At 72.4% G+C, this 26,496-nt stretch carries 9 protein-coding genes; 5 read left to right on the top strand and 4 right to left on the bottom strand.

Features of this window, described 5'->3' with window-relative positions; all coding sequences use genetic code 11:
- Positions 1-167 precede the first annotated feature (167 nt).
- The 4 genes from AC1VNM_RS02220 to AC1VNM_RS02205 all read left to right on the top strand — a co-directional run bounded on the left by AC1VNM_RS02220 (position 168) and on the right by AC1VNM_RS02205 (position 20,159).
- Complete coding sequence (locus AC1VNM_RS02220) at positions 168-5,693, top strand: hypothetical protein (protein WP_483105721.1); 5,526 nt, start codon at positions 168-170, stop codon at positions 5,691-5,693.
- Complete coding sequence (locus tag AC1VNM_RS02215) at positions 5,615-16,375, top strand: C80 family cysteine peptidase (RefSeq protein ID WP_483109220.1); 10,761 nt, start codon at positions 5,615-5,617, stop codon at positions 16,373-16,375. Before AC1VNM_RS02220 ends, AC1VNM_RS02215 begins: the two co-directional genes overlap by 79 nt.
- Positions 16,376-16,440: 65 nt before the next feature.
- The gene (locus tag AC1VNM_RS02210) at positions 16,441-18,654 is read left to right on the top strand and encodes a type I secretion system permease/ATPase (protein WP_483105720.1); all 2,214 of its coding nucleotides are present in this window, start codon (positions 16,441-16,443) and stop codon (positions 18,652-18,654) included.
- Positions 18,651-20,159 (top strand): HlyD family type I secretion periplasmic adaptor subunit, encoded by a 1,509-nt coding sequence (locus AC1VNM_RS02205; protein WP_483105719.1) that lies wholly within the window; start codon positions 18,651-18,653, stop codon positions 20,157-20,159. The genes AC1VNM_RS02210 and AC1VNM_RS02205 overlap by 4 nt, the downstream gene beginning before the upstream one ends.
- A gap of 191 nt (positions 20,160-20,350) precedes the next feature.
- Here AC1VNM_RS02205 and AC1VNM_RS02200 read toward each other — a convergent pair whose 3' ends face one another.
- The 4 genes from AC1VNM_RS02200 to AC1VNM_RS02185 form a co-directional block, all read right to left on the bottom strand.
- A complete protein-coding gene (locus AC1VNM_RS02200; RefSeq protein ID WP_483105718.1) occupies positions 20,351-21,463 on the bottom strand; it encodes a TIGR03364 family FAD-dependent oxidoreductase in 1,113 nt (370 codons plus the stop codon).
- Between the two features lie 114 nt (positions 21,464-21,577).
- On the bottom strand, positions 21,578-23,302 hold the full coding sequence (locus AC1VNM_RS02195) for a putative 2-aminoethylphosphonate ABC transporter permease subunit (RefSeq protein WP_483105717.1): 1,725 nt from the start codon (positions 23,300-23,302) through the stop codon (positions 21,578-21,580).
- Complete coding sequence (locus AC1VNM_RS02190) at positions 23,299-24,381, bottom strand: ABC transporter ATP-binding protein (RefSeq protein WP_483105716.1); 1,083 nt, start codon at positions 24,379-24,381, stop codon at positions 23,299-23,301. Before AC1VNM_RS02190 ends, AC1VNM_RS02195 begins: the two co-directional genes overlap by 4 nt.
- 12 nt (positions 24,382-24,393) lie before the next feature.
- Positions 24,394-25,485 carry a putative 2-aminoethylphosphonate ABC transporter substrate-binding protein gene (locus tag AC1VNM_RS02185; protein WP_483105715.1) on the bottom strand — a complete coding sequence of 364 codons (1,092 nt, stop codon included), beginning with the start codon at positions 25,483-25,485 and terminating at the stop codon, positions 24,394-24,396.
- 114 nt (positions 25,486-25,599) lie between these two features.
- On the opposite strand from AC1VNM_RS02185, the gene AC1VNM_RS02180 reads away from it, so the two are divergent.
- Complete coding sequence (locus AC1VNM_RS02180; RefSeq protein WP_483105714.1) at positions 25,600-26,463, top strand: LysR substrate-binding domain-containing protein; 864 nt, start codon at positions 25,600-25,602, stop codon at positions 26,461-26,463.
- The last annotated feature ends 33 nt before the right edge of the window (positions 26,464-26,496 follow it).

The following is a 26,496-nucleotide window of genomic DNA, read 5'->3' as shown; positions in this document are numbered from 1 at the left end:
GACGCCGCCGGCAGGGCGGCGGCACGGTCGGCGGAAAGCACGGCAGAAGGGTCGGCACAAGCGTCGGCAAAGAGCGCGGAAAGCGCTGCACCAGCAGCGGCGGCGGTTGTCATGCCCCCTCGCAGGCGGTGCTCACTGAAGCGTCTCACTCCTTCGCGTGAGACGCCATGATTCCCTTCTTCCCTGCCTCCCACGATCACGCCGGCCCGTCAGCCGATGCGGACGGCCTGGCCGCCAGCAAGCAACGCGCGGCCGCCATGGCCCGGACGCTGCAGGGCGAGCTCCAGGACCCGCCGCTGCGGGACACGACGGCGGAGCAGATGCGTCGCCTCGGTGCCCCGCTCGGCACGATCGCCCGGCGGATCCTCGTCAGCGACAGGCCGGATCTGCTGGCCAAGGCGGCGGGACATGTCGCGGTCGGCATGCTGGACGGGTCGTTCGCGCAGCTCGCGCGGGCCTACGACGACCTGCTGGACGCCTTCACGCGCCCGGGTCTCTCGCTGTCCCAGATCGAAGCGCAAGCGCTGCGGGGAATCGAGCGCCTGAAGGACAAGCTGGTCGAAGGCCTGGACGAGCTTCCCCACGAGCGCGAAGCGTCGAATGCCCTGGCGGCGGCGTTCCTCCGGCGGCTGCGTGAACCGGCGGCGCCGTCCGTCGACGTGACGCCGCGACGGGCGAGGTCCGCGCCGCAGGACGATCCCGGGCGCGGGGCGGTGATCGCCGTTATGCTGGATCAGCTCACCGATTCGTGGCCCGACGACGAGGCCCTGCTGCCGTCGCTGAGGATCGGGCTGCGCCAGGCCTTCGACCGCCTGCCGCTGTCCGGCATCGACTCGCCCCTGGGCTCCACCGACCTGCGAGCGTTGGCGGGGCGCTTGTTCGACGCGATCCTGGACGAGGGTCCACTGGGGCTGGGTCAGGTCTACACCGCGCTGCTCGAGGCCGAACGCCAGGACCAGGGAGATGCCGGCGCCGGCGCGCGCGCGACGAAGGTCTTCCAGACCCTGGTCGAGGAGGCGGGCGGGCTCCTGGTCGGCCATGTCGATCCGACGGCCCGGACAGGGACGGTCCGGGGTCGCGAGCTCGCGACCTTCTTCGGCGAACTGCTCGAGGCCAATGGTCCCGACCGACCGTTCACGGTCAGGCTCGACGACCTCCTCCGGGCGCGCCACCGCGGCGTGGCGCAGCCTTCGCGGTTCCGCGCGGGACTGCGGCTGGCCGCACTGGACCGTCTGCGCCTGCTGGAAGCCACCGGCGTGATCGGCCCGCTGCGTTTCGTGGCGGCGCCGATCCTGCCCGGGACGCAGGCCGCGGGAATCGACTGGACCCGTGGCCCTGGCGGCTACGAGACCAGCCCCGCCGGCGCCGCGCGCGTGCTGGCGGGTCGCTTCTTCGATCCCGTCCGCGAGCGGATCACCCGGCTGAGCGATTCCGAACTCATCGCGATCCTGCGCGAGCCGTGGAAGAAGTTCGTCGCCTTCACCGACAGCATCGCCCCGCCGCCCGGCACACCCTCGCGGCAGGGACTGTCCCGACTGAGGGCCCTCGCGAAGGCAATCCTCGCCGACATCGACGGCCTGGACCGGCTCCCGCTGCTGCAGCGGGCCGTCGTCATGGGGCCGCAGGCCTGGGAGCGCCGGCAGGCCGAGGCGACGGAGCAGATCAACGCGCTGCGCGCCGAGCCCGCCGTGACGCCGGAGGTCCTCGCCCGCGCCGAGCGGCTGGAAGCGTTGATGACCGACTTCCCCGATCTCTGGCTGGGAGAGTGGGTGAGGCAGTCGGCGCTCGGCTGGCACGCGTTGGGCGGCCTGACGGACACGCAGCCCCTGCCCCTGCTGGCCGCGCTGGCGCCGCAGGTGGGCCAGCGGCTGGATCGGACCACGGGCACCCTCGAACTCGACCTGGGCGCGACCGGCACGCGGGTCTGGCAGGTGCAGGCCTTGCGCGATCCCGCCGACACCGCGGCCCGGGTGGCGCAGGACATGGCGCTGCGCCGGATGGATGCATCGATCATCCGTCGCCATTGGCGCGGCGACGCGGGATCGCTGCAGGACCTTCCCGCCGCGCTGCGCCTCGTCGACGACGCCCTGGAGGTCGACGGCGTCGTCATCGAGCGGTTCGCGCCCGTCGTCGACGCCACCATCCTGGCCGACGCGCTGCCGCCTGCCGATCCGACGCGTCCGCAAGAGGACCTGTCGACGACAACGACCGAGTCGGAGTCGGAGTCGGAGTCAGAGTCAGAGTCGGAGTCAGAGTCGACGTCGGGCTCAGGCTCGGGCTCCGGCCCGGACTCCGCCTCCGAGGCCACCGCGATCGATCCGTCAGCCGACGGCCACACGACGCCGCGCGAGACCGGTCGCGGGGGGGCCGGCGGGTCCAGCGTGCCGCGGCCGTTGTCGCGCTGGTCGCCGGATCCCACCGGCGCGTTGACGATCGAGCAGCGCGCCACCACGATCGCGGCGGCATTCCAGGCGGCCACCGCCGACTGGCACCTGGCACTTCCCCAGGCTGCCTCACTGCGCGAGCCCCTGCTGAAGGCGCTGCGCGCCGCGGCGGCGGCCCAGCCCAAGGCCCTGCCGGCGGCCGTTCTCGACGCCGCGGCCGCGCACCTGCTGGACGCCCTGCTCCTGGGCTCGCCGCTGCGCTGCCGCGATGCCTACCTGACGCTGCTCGACGCCGTCGATCCGTCGCGACGCCGCGCGCCCGCCCAGCTGGCGGAGGCCTCTTCCCGTTTCGCCTCGCTCAAGCGCCTGGCCTGGGACCAGGTCGCGCAGGCGAGCCCGGCGTATCAGGCGTCGACCTCCCAGGCGCTGGCCGACCGCTACCTCTCGGCGATCGACGCCGGACCGGGCAAGCCGCTCAAGCTGGGCTTCGACGAGATGAACTTCTCCTCGATGGACAACCGGTCGCGCTCGAAGGACGTCGCCGCCGGCGTCGCCTTCGAGCTCTACGACGTGCTGCGCCAGCTGGAACACGCGGGGCTGATCGGACCGGTGACCTGGACCTCCGGCAAGCGGCACGCCGAAGGGCATTGGCAGCCTGAGCCGCAGAGCACCCGCTTCCTGTCGACCGACGACATGCGCGGCCCGCGCAGCCGATGGCGTTTCGAGCCCACGGCCGGCCTGCTGGAACTGCTCGAGCGCCGGCCGCTCGAGCCCGTGCCGGTCGACGCCTCCCGACCGCTGCGCACCCTGGCCGCGCTGGCCCCCGACCTGCGGCAGACGCTGGACCGGGACGCGGGCACGGTGCGACTGGCCTGGACCTCCCGGGACACGCGCGGCTACGCGCTCCTGGCCTTCGCCGGCAAGGATCCGCTCACCGCCGCCGAGGGGGATGCGCAGCTGCGCCAGCTCGATCTGCTGGTCTCGGCCCACGTCGCACGCGCCGATGCCGCCAACCTGAACGCGCTGCCGGCCCGCCTGACCTTGTCGGACAGGCAGCTCGCCGACAGTACCCACGTCATCGCCCGCGGCACGCCGTCGGGGTGGACCTTCGAGCACGCGCCCGAATCGTCGGGAGCGAGCGGCGCCGCCAGACCGATGCCGGTGGACGGCGCCGGCCGCGTCGAGGTGATCGCCTCGCTGCTGCACGGGGCCACCGCCGCCTGGTCCGCGCCGGCCGGCTGGACCGAGGACGGCAAGATCGGCCTCATCGACGCCTTCGGCCTGAGCGCCTTCGATGCCCCCGCCGGCAAGGACAGCCGCACGCTCTCGATGCGCCCCGTGGCCGAGACCCTGCTCGCCGGGATCCTCGACGCCTCCGTCCCCACGCTGCGCCGGGCCCATGACCTGATCATCGGTGCGGCCCGGCCCGGTCGGGATCCCGCGACCGTGCACCGGCAGGCGGCCCGGGTCTTCCGCGAGCTGGTCGACCGCGCGACCCCCTTCCTGGCCGCCCAACCCGACAACGGGCAGGCGGCGATGCGCAGCCTCCCCGGGCGCACCCTGGCCGGCCTGTTCGCCGACCTGTTGACGTCCGCCGCCGGCGATGCGCCGCTCACGCTGGACTTCGAGGCGCTGAGGACCGCGCTGGAGCGCCCCTACCGCAACGATCCCGCGGCCACGCGGTACGCGGGCCTGGTGCTGTCCTTGCGCGACCAGCTCCGGCTGATGTCGGCCACCGGCGTCATCGGTCCGATCCGCTACGTCGCCGACCGGGTGCCTCACGACGACAACACGCCGGGCTGGACCTTCGAGGACGGTCGCTGGACGACGCGGCGCGACATGCTCGCCAAGTGGCCGACGGCCGTCGCCGATCCGGTCACCGCGGCGGTCGAGATCCTGCCCCGCGACGACCTGCGCGAGACCTGGCAGGACTTCGTCGCCGAGCTGGACAGCTGGTCGTACGAGGATGCCGACGACGCCGCGGCGGCCCTCCGGCTCACGGACTGGGCCGACGACCTCGGCGACGAGCTCCATGCCTTGTCCGCCAAGCCGACGGCCGACCGGTCGGCCGCGATGGGCGCCGCCGCCTGGACCCGTCGCCTGGCCCAGGCGCGCGCGCTGCGCGACGAGATCCACGCGATGGACGTCGGCACGGAGATCTCCGGTTTCGCGAACCAGTTGGTGGAGGTCACGAAGGCCGCCGAGCGCCTCGCGGCGACGCCCACCCGGCAGGCCGCCTTCGGCCGCGGCACGCTGCCCGCGATCGACGAGGCCGCGCCGCTGCCGCTGCTGCGACGGATCGCGCCGGGGGTGTCGCAGCGGCTGGACCGCGCCGCGGGCGTCGTCCACCTGAGGGAGGGCGCGACGACCGTCACCTGGCGCCTGCCCGCGGCGCCCACGACGTCCGTGACGTCCGTGACGTCCGTGACGTCCGCGACGCCGGAGATCGACGTGGCCAGGACCTGGCAGCAGGACGAGGCCCTGCGCGAACTGGACGTCTTCGTCGCGGTCCGGCACTTTTCCCCCGCCGGCCCGCTGTCCCTGGATGGCCTGCCGCCGTCCCTGAGCTACGACGACAGCGACCTGCGTTCCGGCACCGGTGACCTGCTCGCCCGACGCCAGGTCATCGATCCGGTGCGTCCGCCGCCGACGCGCACCGCCTTGCCCTCGCCCAACGACACCGGCGCGGAGGGCGACATCAGCATCGTGGAATCGACGCCGAGCCCGGACGTCATCAGGGTCGCGCGCCGCCGTCCTGCCCCCCGCGAGCGCCCCACCGTCGACAGTCCGTCCGGCAGCAGTCGCGACACGGCCATCGATGTCGACGCGGAGCCGGACGGACCTCCCGCGCCGACCGGCGACCGGGCCCTGCACCGATGGGGCCTCTCCGCGATGGATGTGCTGATCGAGGCGTGGCTCAACAAGCAGTGGCAGGTGGCCGCCAAGGTGCCGGGATGGAGCGCCATCAGCGGGGACGCCCCCCTCCCCCGCTCCACAAGGTCGCGGCGGCGGCCAAGGACCTGGGCCTGGAAGGCGCGCCGAGGCTCTTCTCGGAGTGGGATGCGTTCACGGCCACCTCCAGCAGCCTGCTTGTCCTGGACGAGAGCCTGCGTCGGCTCGCCGTCGCGCGGCGACGCTCGCGGCCCTGGACGAGGGACGACACCGTCGCGCTGCTGGACGCCGTCTACGACACGCGCCGCTCGCCGTCCGCCCCGGGATCCAGCGCCGGCATGCGGGCCAGGATGCTGTTCGACGTCATCGATGCGGCGCGCCACCGCACGGCCCTGCGGATCGACGTCGACCGTCTGAGGCGCTGGCATGACGAGGGCGGCCACCTCGGGCAGCAGATCGCCGCGCAGGTCGCCGACCTGGGCCCCGTCTTCAGGGAACTCTCGCGCCGCGGCGTCATCGGCGACGTGCTCTGCGTGTCGTCCGAGGCCGGCTCCCGGCAGCGCGGCCGCTGGCGCCAGGAGGGCGACCGCCATGTCTCCGACAGCCCCTTGCATGAAGTCCTCGGCTTCGGCGAGGAGCTGCCCCACGTCTACAGCCGGGACGACGCGCTGCCCGGCGCCCACCTGACGTCGAAGATGGATTGGACGTCCCGCCAGGTCGGCTTTCCCCGCGCGCGGCTCCGGCCCTCGGGACTGCTGAGAATCCAGATCACCCGCACCGGGAAAGTCAGCGGATTCGACTTCGAGCCGCGGGACCGTGGCGACCTCGGCGCCTCGGCGATGGATCTCGACGTGGCGATCGCGCGCCTGATCGGCAACGGGCCGGCGACCCGGCGCCTGCCCCGCGCCTTGTCGTGGGACGGAGAGGATCTCCTGCTGGCGAGATCGGCGCAGCGGCGCGGGAACGCGCCCCCGCTGCTGAGGCGCCAGCACACCGGGGCCCTGGTGGCGGACGAGACCGCGATCCGGGGCTATCAGGCGTTCGCGGACGACACCGGCGCCCCGGCCGAGCTGCTCGCCCGCCCCGTCGCCCGGTGGCGCGACGAACTGACGCCGGGCAAGCAGCTGTCCACCGCCTGGACCCTGCTGAAGCACGAGGTGATGTCGGCGGAGCCGGCGGCCAAGCAGGCCCGCCGCGATCTGAAGATCGTCGTGCTGCAGATGGACGATTCGCCGCAGGCCTTCGAGGCCAGCCTGCGGCATGCCGCGCAGTCCATCGAGCGCTGGCGCGGCGTGCTCTGGCTGCAGGTGGACCGCGAGGGCGGATCCCGGATCGTGACGGGCGAAGGCTTGACCCGGCCGACGACAGCGGGCGACGAGATCCAGCTGGTCGTCGTGGGTCAGGGATCCACCGACGACGCTCAGTCGCGACGCCTGAGCGGCTACAACGGCAGGCAGTTGTCGGAGCGCATCGACCAGGCCCTGCGCCGGCACCTCGATGGCCCGGCGGCCCCGGCCCGCAAGGTCACGCTGCTGGCCTGCGACCTGGAGTCGCCCTATGCGCGCCGTCGTTTCGTCGAGGACTTCGTCGACCACTTCCAGCCCGGCGCCACCTACGAGGTCACCACCTTCCGGGGCCGGGTGCTGTTCTCCGCCGACGACCCCGCCGACCCCGCGCTCACCCGGCGATGGACGCTGGGCTTCGGCGACAGCCAGGCGCTGAACCGCGCCAAGGACGGCGTCTTCGTCACCCGGGTCCTGTCCGATCCTGTCGGGCGGGCGGGCGACACGGTCGCCAAGTACGCGGGCAACACCCGGCCGGACCGGCTGTCGGAAGCAGAGACCATCGCCGCGCTGGAGTCGGCGCTGGACGTCGACCCGCAAGCCGCCGCGGAGCGGGCCGCCAACCGGCTGACGCCGCGCCAGCGGGCCCTCGAGGCCCGACGGGTGCGGCTGGTGCTGGAGGTCCTGGGGCAACTCCGGCCGGAAGAACTCCTGCGCTTCCAACGCGACCGCGGAGAGCGCGCCTTCGCCATGTCCGACGCGGTCCTGGCCCAGTTGTCGATGGTCTTCGGCAGCACCGACGAGGTGGCCGCGGCGCAGTTGCGCCGGATGGCCGACCACATCACGCAAGGCCTGCTCAGCGACCCCGCCCGATTGCTGGACGCCTACGAACTGCTGGGGCATCTGAGCCCGCGCGACAGGGCCTCGGTCGCGTCGCGCGGCTGGCAGGCCCGCGCGCAAACCTCGCCGCACATCGCGCGGACCTTGACCGAGATTGCCGGCGGCACGTCCAGCATCACCACCGCGTCCGCCCTGTTCATCCACGCGCTCATCGCGGCACGGGACGGCCTGATCGGGGGCAACCGGACCGGCACCGAGTCCACCAACAGGATCTACGGCCGCACCATCCTCTTCATCGCCGCCGTCGGGGCCGCGGCCTCGGACAGCGCCCTCTACGTCGACCTCTCGGCCCTCCCGCCGGGCGCCGACGGATCGCCGGCGCGGGACATCGATCTCCTGCGCGCCCGCGCGGCGCTTCGTCATCTGCGGGACCTCGGCGCGCTGCAGGAGGTCGTCGCCCTGTCCATCGATGCCCCGCACGCGACGCCGCGCCCGATCGCGCAGGGATGGGGAGAGCCGGACCTCGTCCATCTCCGTTCCCACGGCAATCTGGCCTCGCTCGCCGTCGCCGTCCAGGCCGCGCCCCTCACGGACGCGCTGATCGAGCAGGCCATGCCGCAGGTGACGAGGATCCTGCGGGACGGACAGATCACCTGGTCGGGCACCAGCGCCGCCACGCTCGCCCTCGCGGCAGGCAGGCTGGCGGAGCCGTTCTCGGAGGCCTTCGAGCGCCTGCAGACCTGGCAGCGGGAGGCCGAGGGCGCCGCCGCGGACCGGACCGAGCAACTCATCCTCAAGACCATGACCGAGGACCTCGAAGCGAGGCTTCGACGGCAGCACGGCGCCAATGCGCGCGCGTTGACATTGGAGACGCTGCTCCGCGAGGTCCTCGGTGCTCCCGGCGCCGAGCACCTGAGCGGCCAGGCGCTCACCGTGGCGGATGTGGCGACCTGGGTCGAGCAACTCGGATCCGACCGGAGCACGCGGATCAACCAAGCCCTGGAGACCTACCGGGACGCCGTGCGCGTGCACGGCGAGCGGGTCGAACAGCTCCGGGAGGCGCTGGCCGGTCACCTGCCGGGCACGTCCGCCGACGCGATGGACCTGCTGCCCGATGACCAGCCGTTCGCGGCACTGGTGGACCAGGCGTCGAACATGCGCCAATCGCTGGACCGCGCCGCGGGCCTGATCCGGCTCGAGTACCCGAACACCCCGATCGACACGACGCTGCAGCTCGACCCGCTGAGCGCCTATCGATCGGACGGCCTGAGCGAGCACGCCGCCAGCGTCCGGCAGGACATCGACATCCGGACCGCGGAAGCGCTGATCGTCCGGCTCCTGCAGACGTCCCCGCTGGCGCCGCTGGACCATCCGGAAGCGCTGGGGAACCTGCCGCGCCGCATGAGCCTGCGCAACGGCGAATTCAGCGTCAACGAGCAGGTGGTCGCCCGGCGACGCACCGGCGCGCTGGCCGTCGACGACGCCTCGGGCCCGGCGGCCTGGATCCCCGATCCCGACGGCATCGCCTCGGCGCTGCGTCCGCTTCGATCCTCGGACGGCTGGACGGCGTCGTCGTTCGACAGGAACGATTTCGGCCTCGATCCGCTGCCCGATCCCGAGGTCCATGGCGTGCCCTCGAAGCTGAAGCTGAAGCTGATCGTCCAGGTCGGGGCCGACCGCGACAGCACCGTCGCAGCCTGGCTGCTGGCCCGCAAATACGCCGGGATCGCGGCCTGGGTGCAGATGGAAGAGAGCCGCGACCTGTTCCAGCGGCCCCACTTCTACAAGGGGGTCGGGCAGGCGCTGCTGGCAGCGGCCACGTCGGCCACGGAGATCGACATCCTCGTGGTCGGTCACTCCGGGATGCAGCTGGGCGGGCACCAGACCTTGAGCGGCTGGGACCCCTACACGCTGGCCAAGAGCCTGCGCACGGGCGTGTTCGACCACGACGAGGACCCTGCCCTCCTGCCCCGGCTGCGACGCGTCAGCCTGGTCGCCTGCGACATGCACGCCCCGTCGATGGAGACCTCCTTCGCCGCCGAGTTCCTGAAGCATCTGGTCCGCCATCCCGGCTGGACGGACCGCGCCGAAGTGACGGCGCGAACGGGCCACGTCCATGTGGCGGAGGTCGAGGTCGACGAGGGCCCGATGCGGATCATGAAGCTGACCGGGCGCCTGGACGCGCAGGAGCGGCTGACCCTGCGGCATCAGATGCCGGGCGATACGAAGCTGCTTCGCATGGACCCGTCCGACGGCGGATTCACGGTCACCGACGTGCATCCCGACACGGACGACTACGACGTCCGGCAGTGGCAGCGGCCGGCCGACGAGCTCCACCTGATGTTCGACTCGGTCCTGCGCGACACGGTGCCGACGCCGCTGATCCGGCTCTTCACCGGCGCGGACGGCCAGGTCGACGAGGCCCGCATGCGCCGCGTGGCGGCCGACCCCGCCGAGGTCCGCGTGCTCGCGGACGACCTCGCGTCGGCCCTCGCGTCGCTGCCTGAATCGGCGCGTGACGCCGTCCAGGCGCACGAGCTGCTGTCGCACTCGCTCGCCGGACGTGTCGTCGCGCTCGACGGCCGGGACGTGTCGGCGACGGCCGTCCTGCGCGACGAGCGCCTGATGGACGAGCTCGCGCGCCAGACGCTGGACGAGGACACGCTCGGCCTGGACGCGATCTCGCGCACGACGACCGAAGGGGCCCTGCGCGCGCTGCGCGACAGCGGCCTCGTGGCGGTCGATGCGCGCGGCCATGCGCGACTGGTCGAGCAGCGCCTGCAGGCGCTCGTGGCCGGTGACGACGACGCCGGACTGATGCGCGCGGGCGCCTCGCTGCTGCATCTGTCCGATGCGGAGTTCGAGGCCTTGCGCGTGGGCGCGGGCCCGGAGGGGGAGCGTCTGCTGGGCAAGGCCCGGGAGGTGCGCGCCGGCTTCGCGGGCCAGTTGGGCAGCGAGTTGGGTAGCGAGTCGGGCAGCCAGGCGGAGGCCGTCGCGGGGCACGGCGTGGGCCTGATGAACACCGTCATCGCCACCACGCAGCTCGTGCAGGGCTGGCGCCACATGGACGCGGCGATGAAGGGCCTGCTCGTCACCCAGACGGGCAGCATCGTGATCACGCCGATCACGGTGAAGGTGGGCCAGTGGTTGCGCGAGGCCGCCCTCTCCGCCTCGCTCTCCTCGACCTTGTCGGCCGGGAGCAAGGCCGCCTCGACCCTCGAGTCCGCGCTCTCCACCATCGGCACGGCGCTGGAAGGCGGGGCCGCCGACCTCGGCCTGTCCGCGCTCGGCCTGGTCGTGATCGGCCTGCAGTGGGACGAGTTCCGCAAGAGCGGCCAGGGCACGGACAGCTTCGCCTTCAGGAACCTGGTCGCGAACACGACCATCATGACCTTCTTCACCGCCACCTCGCTGGTGTCGGCCGGCATCCAGGTCGGCGCGGCCTTCGCCGGCGGCGCGGAGGCGATCGCCGGCACCGCGCTCGGCATGGCCGCCGGCGTGGCGGGGGCCGCGGCCCTGCCGCTGGCCTTGCTGATGATCGCGGTCAACGGCGCGGTCGGCAGCTTCATGTGGCTGGAGGAATACGGCGACTACATCCGCCCGTCGACCGATCTGGGCGACCTGATCGGCGCGGGCATCGCCAAGTTCTTCGGCATCGAGACCGACGTCATGAAGCGGGCGGAGGTCGAGAAGAGCGCCGTCGGCACCGCGTCGGCGCGCGAGCGGACGCTGGACCAGGACCGGCGGGCCTACATGGCCTTCCGCGGCGAGCAGCTCGCCAAGTCCGGCTACGGCTCGATCCGGTATCCCCATCTGGATCACGCCGTCGGCCATGCGACCTTCAGGGTGCCGAAGCAGGACCCCGACTACACCTTCGTCCTGCAGGACCGGGAGATCCCCTTCAAGGACCGGGTCCTGGCCGGGTATCTCGCCGGGCAGACCGACCGCTGGGAATCGCCGACGCCGGAAGGCGCCGGGGCCCGGTCCGGCACGGCCTGGCTCGATCTTCGCCACCACGTCGGCTACGGCCGGTCGGCGACCGCCGACCACGGGCCGCAGATGTTCGAGCTGCAAGGCGCCTGGGGCCAATTCAACGGCGGCGCCGACCGCGATGTCTTCCTGCTGGACGGGCACAGCCACGCGGACGTGCACGGCAACGGCGGGCACGACGAGGTCGACCTGGACGCCAGGGACCGTCTCGTGAGGATCCGCCATGACGACCGGCTCGGCGGCCTCCGGCTCGCCACCGACGACCCGGACCAGCCCGCGGACCCCTTCATGGACGACGTGCTGCTGGGCATCGAAAGCGTGACCATCCGCGATGCCCTCCGTGCGGAGGTGAGCGGCGGCCCCGGCGACGAGCGCTTCGACGTGACCGCCCTCCAGACCGCCATCACCGGCGGCGGCGGCCGCAACACCTACGTGCTGCGCGAGGGCAACCGCATCGCCAGTGCATCGGACGATGCCGCCCTCTGGTCCGGCGGCGTGAACGCGTTCATCGACGTCGGCGGCAATCGGCCCGGCAGCCTGCTGCTCAAGGTCGACGTGCCGCACGAGGATCTGAGCTTCCGGCGCTACCACGGCCACCGCCTCGTCATCCGCAACGGCGCGGGCGACGGCGCGGGTTCGCTGACGCTGGAGGGCTTCTTCCCCCGCGCGGCCGCCGGCGCGACGGCCTCGGCCCCCGGGACCGCCTCGGCCCCGGCGTCGCTCTTCATCGTCGATGCCCTCGGCACCCATCTGACGCTGGTCGACCCGCGCCGCCTCGACGAGCGCGAGTCCGCCTCCGCCACGCTCGACAAGCACCTGTTCTTCGACGCGTCGACGCCCGACGCCCGGCGGGCGCTGACCGGCGACCACGGTCACACGCGCCATCACCTCGCCTCGGGCAGCGGCGACTTCCTGCTGCGTCCCCGCACGTCCATGCCGATGGACGTCACGCTGGACGTGCCGCTCGACCGGCTGAGCTATCGCCGCGAGGGCGACGACCTGGTGCTCATCGAAACCCCGTCCGCGCAGGCCCCGGCGGACGTCACGCCCTTGCGACTGACGCTGCCCGGCTACGCCCGGCGCGACTGGGCCGCGTCGCACGGCCAGCTGGCTTTGTGGGCGCGTGGCACCGCGGACCCGGAGAACCGCGCCGTGGTCAAGCTGAGCCATCCGTCTCCCCAGGATCCGGACGAAGGCGTCCTGCGGGCTGCGGCGCCGGACGTCGCCCCGGGTGCGGCGTCGACCACGGCCGCCTCGGCGCCTGTGCCGTCCACGCCCACACCGACGTCCACATCGACGTCCACGCCACCACCGGTGGCAGGGACCGAGGCCCTGACCGGCAGCGACGGCGTCGATACCTACGAAGTGGCGACGCAGCGGCACGTCGTGATCGACAACACCGCGATGACGACGACGCGGGACATCCTCCAGCTCGACGCGATGCCCCGGCGGCTGTGGCGTTCCGGCGCGGACCTGATGATCGAGGCCGAGGGCGGCAGCATCACCGTGCGCCGCCATGCAGTGGAGCCGCTGGCCCGGCACCTCTCGATGGCGATCGACGGCAGGCGCTACGCACTGCCGGTGATCCACGACAGCGGCGTCATGGTCTACGGTCCCGACGCCGACGACGGCGACATCCTCGCCACGCTGCCCGGCACGCACCTCGTGCTGGCCGCCCCGGACGCCGCGTGGGCGACGGCCCCGGCCGGCCGGTCGGTGGTCGTGGCGTCGCCCTCGGCGGTGCGCCGCATCGGTCGCAGCATCGATCTCCGGTCCGATGAGACGCGCAGCCGGGTGATCCTCAAGGATTTCCCGAGCTGGGCGAGAGAGGGAAGCGGCCTGCAACTCCGCCTCCCGGACGGGTCGGCGCCGCAGCTCGCGCCTGCCCTGCTCGACGCGGCGTGGCGCGATGCGGTCGAGCGCCAGCAGCGGGCCGGACTGCCCGACGACCTCTTCCTGGCCCGGGCATTCGCGGACGACGGCCTCTGGGACGCGGCGCTGATGACGGCGGTCGCCGCGCTGAGGCGGGACCTCGTCACCGACAGCACGCCCTCGGAGCGCGTCCATCCGGTCGAGGCCGTCCAGGCCTTCCTGCGCATGAGCGGACTCCCCGTCGACATCGCCGATGCCGTCCGCTCGACCACGATCGGCCAGGTCCGCCGGATCCGTTCATTGCTCGCCGCGCTCGGCGATGGCAAGACCTGGCCCTCGGCGGCGCTGCTGGACGACTACGCGACGAGCACATCCGTGCTGCCGTTGTCGGCGTCGCGCCACGGCGCGATGCTGCGCCGTCTCGTGGCCGCTCAACGGCCCTGGGCCTACCAGGAGGTGGTGCTGGGCGGCGACCTGTCGCCGCACGCGCTGGACGCATTCGAGACCTGGGCCACGACCCGGCACGCCGGCATGCCGGACGACGACGCGCTGCTGGACGACCTGAAGGAATTCAACCGCCTGCTCCTCGGCAGGCCCGATGCCGACGAGGTGATCTCGGCCGACACGCGAGAGCTGCTGCGGATCGCGCTGCGGGTGAAGGGCCGCCCCGACGAGGTGGCGGACCAGATGGCCCGCGCGATGATCGCCGTGACGATGGACGAAGCCTGGATCGATGGGATGCTCCAGGCGGGCGTCCTCGACCACGCGGTGCTGCGGGCGTTGTGGGACGCGAAGATCCCGGTGCGGGACGTGCTGCTCGCCAACGCCAACCGCCTGGCCTACGAGGGCACGGGCAATCGCTCCGGCCTGATCGAGGTCCGCGCGGCGGACGCCTTCAGGACACCCGAGACCACCGTGTCGCGCTACGTCGTGAACCGCTACCTGAAGCTCGACGACAACGGCAACGACTTCATCGTCCATGACCGGCCCCGGCGCGGGGTCACCTACGACCTGCTGCCCGGCACGGTGCTCGACGCGGCGGGGCAATCGCCCGCCGCGCTCTCGCCCGCGGAGCGGGCGCGCTTCGAGCAGTCCGTGAGGAGGGACTTCGACCGGGATTGGGACAAGGCCGAAGACCGGACGCCCCGGTCGCCCTGGGACTCCGCGCTCACCTTCAGCCACCTGACGCCCAAGCCTGCCTCCCGGCGCGAGGAGCACTGGCCGGCGACCCGTTTCGCCGCCTTCGCCAAACGCTCGTCGCTGTACGCGATGCTGGAGAAGGGCTTGGTCACCGTGACACAGGAGACGCTGCCGGGCCGCGACAGCGACGGACGCAGCAGCCCCGCCAACCTGGTGGACGGCGTCGCCCGGGCGGGGGAAGCGACGGCCTGGCGGCCGCCCGCGGACCTCCAGCGGGTGTCGTCGTCCGCGGACGGGAGCGAGGCGCTTCGCGCCCTCGAGTTCGACTTCAAGGACCCCGTCGCCTTGTCCGGATGGCGTCTTGCCCTCCAGCACGAGGGTCAGGTCGCCGGCGGCGGCCCCGTCATGGAACGCTGGACGCTGCAGGCGCAGAACCGGCAAGGCGACTGGGTGCATGTCGACGACGGCATTCCGTACCGTCGCTACCGGATCGTGGGCATCCAGGAGGACCTCCCGGCCGGCACCTGGTTCACCGAGGTGAGCTTCACGACGGCCGAGGTCGGCGCCAGCCCGCTGGTCGCGCGACTCCAGTCGGGCGGCTACGACCGGCGGGACGCGCAGGCCCTGCTGGCGCTGGGCCTGCAGACCGACAAGGCGGTGGAACGGGCGATCGAGCTGCGCCGGCTCGGCGGCCCGTTGCGGCCGGACGTGGTCGCACGGCAAGTGCTGGACAAACGGGTCCATGTCTCCGTGCTCATCCAGCGGGCCACGGCCTTGATCGGCCACCTGTCCTACGGCGACTGGAGCAACGGGCGGATCCGCGAGCGCGAGCTCGCCCCCTTCCGTGCCGATGTGAAGCGGTCGCTGACGGAGAGCCTGCTCGCGGGCGTCGACGCGCCGCCGTCGCCGCCGGTCGACGAGGGTCTGGGACGCCTGTCCGATCTGGTCCTCCGAGCGGCGACCTGCGATCGCGATGCGCTCCTCGAGGCGATCCCTCTGGCCAGCGGCCTGGCCCACCAGGCGCGCACCGGCGACGCGGACGACACGCAAGCCGGTCATGAGATCGAAGCCATCGCGCTGTCGTCCTTGAGCCGGGCCCTCCGCGTCGTGCTGGGATTCTGGGAATCCCGGCGGGAGCACCTGAGCCTGCAGATTCAGACGGCCAAGACCATCGCGCCGTCGATGGTCGCGGACATGCTCTCCGCCCTCGCCTCGGGCACGCCGTACGAGTTCCGGCTGCCGTCCCTCGATCTCGCCGAGACACCGTTCACGCGCGTCCATTCGGGCTCCGGCATCCGCCTTCCCCTCGAGCTGCAGACGAACAACCTCGTGATCGTCACGCGGCAACGCAGTGCCGCCGACATCCAGGCCGCCCGCGACGCCGGTCTGCTGGCGGTGGCCGTGACATCGGAAGAAAGACCCGCGTTCGGCGCGCTGGACTGGCGGCAGCGCGGCGACTCGACGGGCTGGACCACCGACGCGCCCCTGCCGGCGGTGTTCAACGAGCCCGGCCTGTACATGCTTTCGCACGGCATCGCAGCGAAGCGGATCGATGGGATGTTCGCCGCGGGCATTCGGACGCCCGCGCAGCTCGACCGGGCCATCGAGTTCCAGCACGCGCTCCACGACCAGGATCTCGGCATCGCCTGGGCGCTGAGCGATCCGCGTCCGCCGCTCGATACCGACACCGTCGCCTGGATGCGCCGCATGCGCCAGGAGGGTCTGGGGCCGACGGACGTCCTGCGGATCCTGGCCAACGGCGTGCCGGAGAGGCACCAAGGGGGCGGCGGGACGAGCACGACACGCCCGCCAGGCCCTCAGGGGGACGAGCCCTTCCCGGCGCTTCGACTCGCCGCCGGGCTGGTCCAGGCGATGGCCGCGTCGGACGAGCACCCGCTCGGCGTGGCAGGTGCGGTCGCGATGTCCGCGTTGCGACCGGACGCGCTGTCGCAGTTGTCGCCGTCGCCCGCCTGATCGATCGACGACACGGAGTCCCGGTCGTCTGCACTCACGCGTCTTTCCCGAGACCGTGAGTCCCGATGGCCGATACGACCCTTCCCCTTCGCCTGCCGCCTCCCGGCCCGACGCCGCCGCGGGTCTCCCCGCTGGCGGCGCTGTGCCTGGTGGCCGCCTTCCATGAGATCGCCGCCGAACCCGACGCGCTGGCGCACCAGCTCGGCCTCGGTCCGAACGATCTCGTCGAGCCGGACGACCTGCTGCGCGCCGCGCGACTGCTCGGCCTGAAGGCGCGCCGCCTGCGCGGCGACGCGGCCCGGCTGGCGCGCGTGCCGTTGCCCACGGTGATCTGGCTGCGCGACGAGGGCAGCGATCCTGACGAGCCCGGCGCCCCGGTGCGTCCGGTCGTGCTGGGCCGCTTCGGCACCAGCGAGGCCCTGATCGCCGATCCCGCCGTGGAGGGCGGCCGCCCCTCCAAGCTCACACGCGACGCCTTGCTGGCGCGCTGGAACGGCGAGCTGATGCTCGTCGCCAGCCGCGCCAGCCTCGTCGGCGAGATGGCCCACTTCGACTTCTCGTGGTTCATCCCGGCCCTGGTCAAGCACCGGCGCCTGCTCGGCGAGGTGCTGCTGATCTCGTTCGTGCTGCAGGGCTTCGCGCTCGCGCACCCGCTGTTCTTCCAGGTCGTGATGGACAAGGTGCTGGTGCATCGCGGGCTGTCCACGCTGCACGTCATCGTCGTGGGCCTGGTCGTGGTGATGCTGTTCGAGAGCCTGCTCTCCGGCCTGCGCCACTACATCCTCAGCCACACGACCAGTCGCATCGACGTGGAGCTCGGCGCGCGGCTGTTCCGTCACCTGGCCGCGCTGCCGCTGGCCTACTTCCAGGCGCGGCGCGTGGGCGACTCGGTGGCCCGCGTGCGCGAGCTGGAGCACATCCGCGCCTTCCTCACCGGCCAGGCGCTCACCGTGGTGCTGGACCTGTTCTTCTCGATCGTCTTCATCGCGGTGATGTTCCTCTACAGCGTGCCGCTGACGTTGATCGTGCTGGCGAGCCTGCCCGGCTACGTGCTGCTGAGCCTGCTGATCGTGCCGGTGCTGCGACGGCGGCTGGACGAGAAGTTCGCGCGCGGCGCCGAGAACCAGGCCATGCTGGTCGAGTCCGTCACCGCGATCCAGACGGTGAAGGCCGGCGCGCTCGAACCCGCCTTCGCGCGCCGCTGGGACAAGCAGCTGGCGGCCTACGTGTCGGCCAGCTTCCGCACGCAGAACCTCGCGGCCTGGGGCCATGAGGGCGTCGGTCTGGTCGGCAAGCTGACGCAGGCCGCGACGCTCTGGTGGGGCGCGCAGGAGGTGATGGACGGCGCGCTGACGGTGGGCCAGTTCGTCGCCTTCAACATGTTCGCGCAGCACGTCGCGCAACCGGTGATGCGCATGGCCAACCTGTGGACGGACTTCCAGCAGACGGGCCTGTCGATGGCGCGGCTGGGCGACATCCTGAACACGCGCACCGAGGCGCCGCCCGCCAGCGCCGCGCAACTGCCCGCGCTGCGCGGCGCGGTGGCGCTGCGCGACGTGACCTTCCGCTACCGGCCCGAGGCCGCCCCGGCGCTGCGCGGCGTGGACCTGACGATCCGCGCCGGCGAGGTGGTCGGCATCGTCGGCCGCTCCGGCAGCGGCAAGAGCACGCTGACGACGCTGGTGCAACGCCTGCACCTGCCGCAGGAGGGCCGCGTGCTGATCGACGAGGTCGACAGCGGGCTGATCGACGCGGCACAGCTGCGGCGCCAGATCGGCGTGGTGCTGCAGGACAACGTGCTCTTCAACCGCACGCTGCGGGAGAACATCGCCATCGCCGATCCCGCCGCGCCGATCGAGGCGGTGGTCCGCGCGGCGCGCCTGGCCGGCGCGCACGACTTCATCAGCGAACTGCCCGAAGGCTACGACACGATCGTCGGCGAACAGGGCGGCTCCCTGTCCGGCGGCCAACGCCAGCGCGTGGCGATCGCGCGGGCGCTGTTCACCGACCCGCGCATCCTGATCCTCGACGAGGCCACCAGCGCCCTCGACTACGAAAGCGAAGCCGTGCTGCACAGGAACATGGCGCAGATCTGCCGCGACCGCACCGTGCTGATCATTGCGCACCGGCTCAGCGCGGTGCGCCACGCCGACCGCATCATCGTGATGGAACGCGGCCGCGTCGTCGAAGAGGGACCGCACGACGCGTTGCTGGCCTTGCGGGACGGCCTGTACCGGCGCTTGTGGTCGATGCAGGACGGACCGGGAGCACGCGCATGAGCGGCCGTTGGAACGCTCGCTGGAACGCCCGGGCCGGGGTCCGGATCAGGCGACTGAAGCGATTGCAGGAGCTCGGCGCCGCGCTCAGCCACCGCTTCGGCGCGCCGGTGGAGATGCTGCGTCGCCATCGCGAGGTGTTGGCCGCCGCGTGGGCGGCGCGCCGCGACCTCGTCGGACCGGCGCGCCACGCCGAGGAGGCCGCCTTCCTGCCCGCGGCGCTGGCGGTGCGCGACACGCCGCTGCATCCGGCGCCGCGGCGCACGGCCTTCGTGCTGATCGGGCTGGCGGCGATCGCGCTGGTGTGGTCCCTGGTGGGCCGCGTGGACATCGTCGCCGTGGCCGAGGGCAAGCTCGTCGTCAGCGAGCGCAGCAAGGTCGTGCAGCCGCTGGAGCGCTCCGTGGTCCATCGCGTGCGGGTGCGCGACGGCGAGCATGTCACGGCGGGCCAGACGCTGGTCGAGCTCGATCCGACGGCGCCCGCCGCCGACCGCGAGAGCCTGGACGAGCAGCGCCTGGCGGCCCTGGCCGAAGGCTGGCGCGCGGAGCGGCTGCTGGCGTCGCTCCAGGCGCCCCCGCAGGCGCCACCGTCGCCGCCGGACGACTGGCCCGTTGCGCGACAGCGCGAGACGCTGGCGATGCTGCGCGCCGAGTGGGGCGATCTGCAGGCCCGCCTGGAGCGGCTGGACGCCGAGGCCGACCGCCGCCGCGCCGAACGCGACACCGCCCTGGCCGCGGCGACGCGGCTGGCATCGGCGCTGCCGCTGGCCGCGCGGCGCGAAGACGACCTGCGCGCGCTCGCGGGCGAGGGATTCGCCTCCACGCATGCCTGGGAGGATCGGCGGCGCGAGCGGCTCGACCTCAGCGGCGAGCTCGACACCCAGCGCGCGCGGTCCCGCGAGACCGACGCCGCGTTGACCGAGACCCGGGCGACCCGCGCCGCGCTGATCGCCGAGGTCCGCCAGCGCTGGCACACGACGCGGGAGCAGGCCGCCGCGCGGCTGGCGCAGATCGAGGCGGAGCGCCGCAAGGCGGGCCGACGCGAGGAGCTGACGCGGCTCGTCGCGCCGGTGGACGGCACGGTGCAGCAACTGGCGATCCACACGCCGGGCGGCATCGTGACCGAGGCGCAGGCGCTGATGGTGATCGTGCCCGACGACGCGCCGGTGACGGCGGAGGTCATGCTCCAGAACAAGGACATCGGCTTCGTGCGCGTCGGCGACGCGGCGGCGATCAAGCTGGAGGCCTTCCCGTTCACGCGTCACGGCACGCTGCCGGCGACGGTCACGCGGGTGAGCCCCGACGCGATCGACCATGAACAGCTGGGACCGCGCTTCGCCGTGACGCTGACGCTGGACGCGCGCGACATCGAGGTCGACGGCGCGCGCGTGCCGCTGCGACCCGGCATGGCGCTCAGCGCCGAGGTGCGCACCGGGAGCCGACGCGTCATCGGATTCCTGCTGAGTCCGCTCGAACGCGTCAGGAGCGAGAGCCTGAAGGAACGCTGAGGTGCGATGCGGAACTCCCTCTCCCGCTTGCGGAGGAGGCGCCGTGCGGAACTCCCCCTCCCGCTTGCGGAAGAGGCGCCGTACGGAACTCCCTCTCCCGCCTGGGGGAGAGTCGCCGTGCAGGACTCCCTCTCCCGCTTGCGGGAGAGGGCCGGGGGTGAGGGCCAGCGGCGGTGGAAGTACTGAAGCCCCTACCAGTCTGCGAGGACTTCTTCCGCCAATCCGAACGCGGTGCTGGCGCCCGTGCCGCTGGTGACCATCACGAGCCGCGTTCGCTCGTCCGGCGCCTCGACGAGGCACGGTGCGGCCGCGCTGACCGGATAGACACCGGTCCAGCGCTCGACCACCTCCACCGAAGGCAGCGCCAGCTGGCGATGCAGTTCGTCGAGGATCAGCCGGTCCACCGCCTCGCTCGCGAACGGCGGCAGCACCGGACCGTAGTGATGCGAGTCGCCGACCACCAGCGTGCCGTCGGCGCTCTGCACCACGATCAGGTGGATGCCGTGCGCCAGCGCGTCGTGCCGCTGCGCCGACAGACGTCGCAGCAGCGGCTGCGCCTCGGGCAGCGCGGCGTAGCCTTCGTAGCGCACCAGGCTCAGGTCGGCCATCAACGCGGCGTTCAGGCGGAAGCCCGACGGCGGCCGCACACGCAGCATCTGCAGCTGGCACAGCGACAAGGCATGCGGCGTCCAGCGATCGGCGAAGAGCCCGTGCAGCTCCGCGCCCGAACACACGGCGACGCGCTCGGCGCGGTAGCTTGCGCGGGAGGTGCGCACGTGCGGGGCCTCGACCTCGAGCACCGATTCGCCGAAGCGGAACTCGACGCCATGCCGCTCCGCCAGCCAGGCGGCGAGGCGCGGGATCGCGTCGCGCGATTCGACGCGCAACTCGTGCGGGCTCACCAGCGCGCCGATCAGGCCGTCCTCGCGCAGGCCGGGTTGGCGCGTCGGCGCGTCCGCGGCGCCGAGCCACGCGCAGCCCTCGCCCATCTCGGTGGCGAGGAAGGCCTCGAGCAAGGCTTCCGATTCGGCGCAGCGCGCGGCCAGCAGCAGGCCGGCGTGCTCGATGCGCAGGCCGGCCTGCGGCGCGAGCTCGGCCCAGAGATCGCGCGATCGCCGCGCCCGGCGCCAGTGCGCACCGCGCTGCTGACCGGTCACGGTCACGAAGCCGAAGTTGCGGATCGACGCGCCGATGCAGGCCGCGTCGCGTTCGACGACGACGACGCGCCAGCCGCGCTTTGCGCCGGCCCAGGCATGGGCCAGGCCGACGATGCCGGCGCCGACCACGAGAAGGTCACAGTTCATGAGAATGCCTATCGAAGGAATGAAGCGCGCTGGCTTGGCTCCCTCTCCCGCTTGCGGGAGAGGGCGGGGGTGAGGGCCAGCGGCGGTGGCAGTACGGCAGCTCTCTGGCCAGGGCTATCGGGCTCGCCACCGCTGGGTCCGTTGCACAAGGACGTGGCCGACCAGGCCGATGACACCTCGCCCGATCGCCGCGGTCACGAACAACAACGTCGCCATCGCGGCGGCCGGCGCGGTGTCGCCGGCGTCGTCCATCGCGAGCACCGCGATCGCGGCCAGCGTGGTGTCGGGCGAGTACAGGAACACCACCGCCGACACCGTCGTCAGCGCGCTGACGAAGAAGTAGCCCGCCACCTGCACCAGCGTCGGGATCGCGATGGGCAGGTGCACGCGGCGCAGGTGCGTCCAGAACGGCAGGCCGAGCGACTCGGCGACGCGTTCGTACTCGGGATCGAGCTGCCGCAGCGCGCCGAGCTGCGTCAGGTGCGCGACCGAGTAGTAATGCGCCACCGTGCACAGCACCAGCAGGCCGAGCCCGCCGTACCAGCCGCGCAGCGGATTCCACGGCGCGTTGAAGAACAGGATGTAGCCCAGCCCCAGGGCAAGACCCGGCACCGCCATCGGCAGCGTCGCCAGCGCGTTGAGCACGCCGCGCGCGGCGGCGAAGCCGCGCGGCTTGTCGACCAGCCAGGCCAGCACGAAGCTCAGGCCCGCGCCGGCGAGCGCGGTCCACGCGGCCAGCCGCAGCGAGTTCCCATAGCTGGCCCAGCCGCCGCCGTCGCTCATGTCGAACTGGTAATGCGTCAGCGTCGGCGCGAGCTGGTACGGCCAGTACTGCGCGAACGATGCGTACACCGCGATGCCGAAGACGCCGACCAGTGCCGCCGCGACCAGCGCGCAGTACAGCAGCGCGGCGAGGTCACGCCCCGCGCGCGGCGACGGCACGTGCGGGACGGCGCGCAGGCTCAGCACCGCGCGCTGGCGCGCGCGCAGGCGCTGCTCCAGCACGAAGGCGCCCAGCGCCGGCAACAGCAGCAGCATCGCGACGACGGCGCCGCGGTCCAGGCGCTGCTGGCCGACGACTTCCTTGTAGATGTCGGTGGCCAGCATCGCGGTCTGCCCGCCGACGACCTTGGGCACGCCGAAGTCGGTCAGCACCAGCACGAACACCACGACCAGCGAGATCAGCAGCCCATAGCGGCTGGCCGGCAGCGTCACCGTGCGGAACACGCGCCAGCCGCTGGCGCCCAGGCAGCGCGCGGCTTCGATCGTCCGCGCGTCGCTGCTGGACAGGGTGGTGACGAGGATCAGCATCGCGTGCGGGAAGGTCCACAGCACCGAGCCCAGCACGATGCCGGCGGGGCCGTAGATGCTGTCGATCCCGAGCGCCTGCATCGGGCCCTTCAGCAGGCCCTGGTTGCCGAAGGCGTAGACCAGCCCGATGGCCGCCAGCAGCGAGGGCGCGAGCAGTGGCAGCAGCGCGAGCGCGCGCCACAGGCCCTTGGCCGGCAGCGCCGTGTGCGTAAGCGCCCAGGCATAGCCGTAGGCGAGCGCAACGCAGACGACGGCCGAGACCGCCGACAGCGCGACGCTGTTCCACAACGCGCTCCATCGGCCGGTCGAGAAATACGCGATGAAATGCGACGCGCCGACGAAGCGCCCCTGCCCGTCGAGCACGCTCTGCGCGAGCAGTGCCACCAGCGGCAGCAGGATGATCACGGTCAACACGACGAGTCCGGCGGCCAGTAGTGCGCGCAGCACCCACGATTCGAGGCGGCGCCCCCGCCGGCGCGGCAGCGGCACCTGAGGTGCCCGCGATGCCTGATCGAACACCAGGCTCACGCGGCTCTCCGCATCGACAACGGCGCGTCGAAAAGCTGGAGCGCTGCGGCGGGCAATCGCAGGCCGCGGACTTCCCCTTCGCTGAGACCGGCGGCTTCGCCGCTGGGAATCTCGAGCATCAACGCCCCGCCGACTCTCGCACCGGTGCCAGCGCCGAGCGCTTCGCAACGCAGCAGCACCTGCGTGACCGCGCCATGGAACTGCAGCGCCTCGATGCGGGCGCGGAGCATCGCGCCCTCCCCGTCGATCAGCCGGATCGCTTCCGGGCGGATGCCCACGCGCACGACGCTGCCGGTCTTGTAGAGGCGGCTGTCGCAATCGAGCAGCGTCGTGCCGACGCGCACGCGTCCCTCGGCGACGACCTGCCCGTCCATCCAGTTCATCCGCCCGACGAATCCCGCCACCAGCGCGCTGGCCGGCTGGTCGTAGAGCTGCCGCGGCGCGCCCTGCTGCGCGATCTGTCCCTTGGCCAGCAGGACCACGCGGTCGGACATCGCCAGCGCCTCGTCCTGGTCGTGCGTGACCATCAGCGTCGTGATGCCCAGCCGCTGCTGCAGCGCGCGGATCTCGGTGCGCAGCTCCTGCCGGACCTGCGCGTCCAGCGCCGACAGCGGCTCGTCGAGCAGCAGCAGCTTCGGTCCCGGCGCCAGCGCGCGGGCCAGCGCGACGCGCTGTTGCTGACCGCCGGACAGCTGCGCGGGGAACTTGCCGGCCTGCTCCAGCAGGCCCACCAGCGCGAGCATCTCGTCGGCGCGGGCGGCGGCCTCGCGCCGGGGCAGCTCATTCAGGCCGTAGCGGACGTTCTCGCGCGCCGTCATGTTGGGGAACAGCGCATAGGACTGGAACACCACGCCGAAACGGCGCTGCGACGCCGGCCACGCGGTGATGTCCTGGCCGTGCATCAGCACCTGGCCGGCCTCGGGCGTCTCGATGCCGCAGACGATGCGCAGCAGCGTCGTCTTGCCGCAGCCCGACGGGCCGAGCAGCGACACGAACTCGCCCGGGCCCAGGTCGAGGTCGATGCCCTGCAGCACCGTCTGCGGGCCGAAGCGCTTGGTGATCTGGCGCAGATGCAGCATGGGAGGTCCGGATTACTTCTTCTCGGCCTTGGCCTCGTAGCGGCGCGACCACTCGGCAAGGATGCGATCGCGGTTCGCGGCGGCCCAGTTGAAGTCGTTCTTCGCCAGCAGCTTGTCGAGGTCGGAGGGCACGTACTCCAGCTGTTCCTGCACCGAGGACAGCGCCAGCACGGCGAAGTTCTTCGCGTAGAGCTCGTTGGCCTTGCGCGTCACGGACCAGTCGGCCAGCGCCCGGGCGGCCTCCGGCTTCTTCGTCGTCTTCATGACGGCGGTGGCCTCGACGTCCCAGCCCAGGCCCTCCTTCGGGAAGACGATGTCGATGGGCGCGCCTTCCTTCTTGGTCTTGTTGGCGCGGTACTCGAAGGACAGGCCGACCGGGAACTCGCCGGCGCCGGCTTGCCGGCAGGGCTTGGAGCCGCTGTGCGTGTAGACGCCCATGTTCTGATGCAGCGCGTCCATGAAGGCCCAGCCCTTGGCCTCGCCCATCATCTGCAGCCAGGCGGAGACCATCAGGTAGCCGGTGCCGCTGGAGGCCGGATGCGGCATCGTCAGCAGGCCCTTGTAGACGGGCTGGGTCAGGTCGGCCCAGGAGGCGGGCTTGGGCAGGTTGTGCTTCGCGGCCTCGGCGGTGTTGAAGCAGACGGCCGACGACCACAGGTCCATGCCGACCCAGGTCGGCTGCGGACGCGGGTCGCGCATCGTGGCGCGGACCTGCTCCAGGCCCTTGGGCGCGTAGGCCGCGAGCATGCCCTCCTTGTCCAGCAGCATCAGCGAGGTCGCGGCCAGGCCCCAGACGACGTCGGCCTGCGGGTTGGCCTTCTCGGCCAGCAGCCGGGCGGTGACGATGCCGGTGGACTCGCGGACGAACTTCAGCTCGATGGTGGGATGGTCCTGCTCGAAGGCGGTCTTGTAGGCCTTGATCTGGTCGGCCTCGAGCGCGCTGTAGACCAGCAGCTCGGTCTTGCCCTGAGGGCCCTGGGCGCCCTGGGCATGGACCTCGGGGCTGGTGAACGCGGCGATCGCGGCCAGGGCCAGCGCCGCGGCGGCGTGGAGGACGGTCGAGAGGGAGGTCGACCGCGAGGTCGGCAGGGGAGAGATCGTCATGGGCGCTCCATCGGGTGAATCGATGGGGGACACTGTAGGAATGGCATATGTCATTGACGCGTCAAACGCCCCAAGTTCGTGGAAACCGGTATTGGCCGATTTGGGAGCCCTCCGGTGCTCGTGAACCAGCTGAAGGCCTTCTTCGCCGTGGCGCGGCTGGGGTCCATCACCGGCGCGGCCAAGCAGCTGGGGCTGTCGCAGCCGACGGTGACGACGCAGATCCGCGCGCTGGAGGAGCAGTACGGGGTGGAGCTGTTCCACCGCGGCGGCGGCCGCCTGAGCTTGAGCGACGCGGGCCGGCGGCTGATGCCGCAGGTGGACGCGCTGCTGCAGCAGGAGCTGGACATCGAGTTCGCGCTGCGCGATTCCGCCGAGCTGCGCGGCGGCGCGCTGCGGCTGGGCGCGACCGCGCCGTACTACACGCTGACGCTGGCGCAGCGGTTCCGGACGCGGCACCCGCGGGTGGAGCTCAGCATCGCGGCCGGCAATTCACGGCAGATGGTGGACGCGCTGCTGGCCTACGAAGTGGACCTGGCGACCTCCAGCCACCTGGTGGACGACGCGCGGCTGCACCGCGTCGAGCTGGGTGCCGACCCGCTGGTGCTGCTGCTGCCGCGCGGCCATGCGCTGGCGCGGCGCACGGCGGTGTCGCTGACGGCGCTGGCGGAGGAGACGCTGCTGGTGCGGGAGCGCGGCTCGATGACGCGGACCTTGAGCGAGCAGGCGCTGGACGCAGCCGGCGTGCGCCCGAAGGCGCAGATGGAGATCGCCAGCCGGGAGGCATTGCGCGAGGCGGTGGTGCGCGGGCTGGGGCTCAGCATCTTCGCGGCGCACGAGACCGGGCGACACCCGGACCTGATCGCCCTGCCCTTCGAGCAGGACGTGCCGCTGGTGCGGGAATACCTCTACTGCCTGCGGGAGCGGCAGGGGGCGACGCTGGTGGCGGCGATGCTGGCCTGCGCGCCGACGGAAGACTGAAGTCGGATCGAGTCTTCCGCCGCTCGCGATGAC

The sequence above is a fragment of the Mitsuaria sp. MSU3D genome (genome assembly GCF_056867975.1).
The sequence above is the reverse complement of the archived record's forward strand: the minus strand, read 5'-3'. Positions and strand labels throughout refer to the sequence as shown.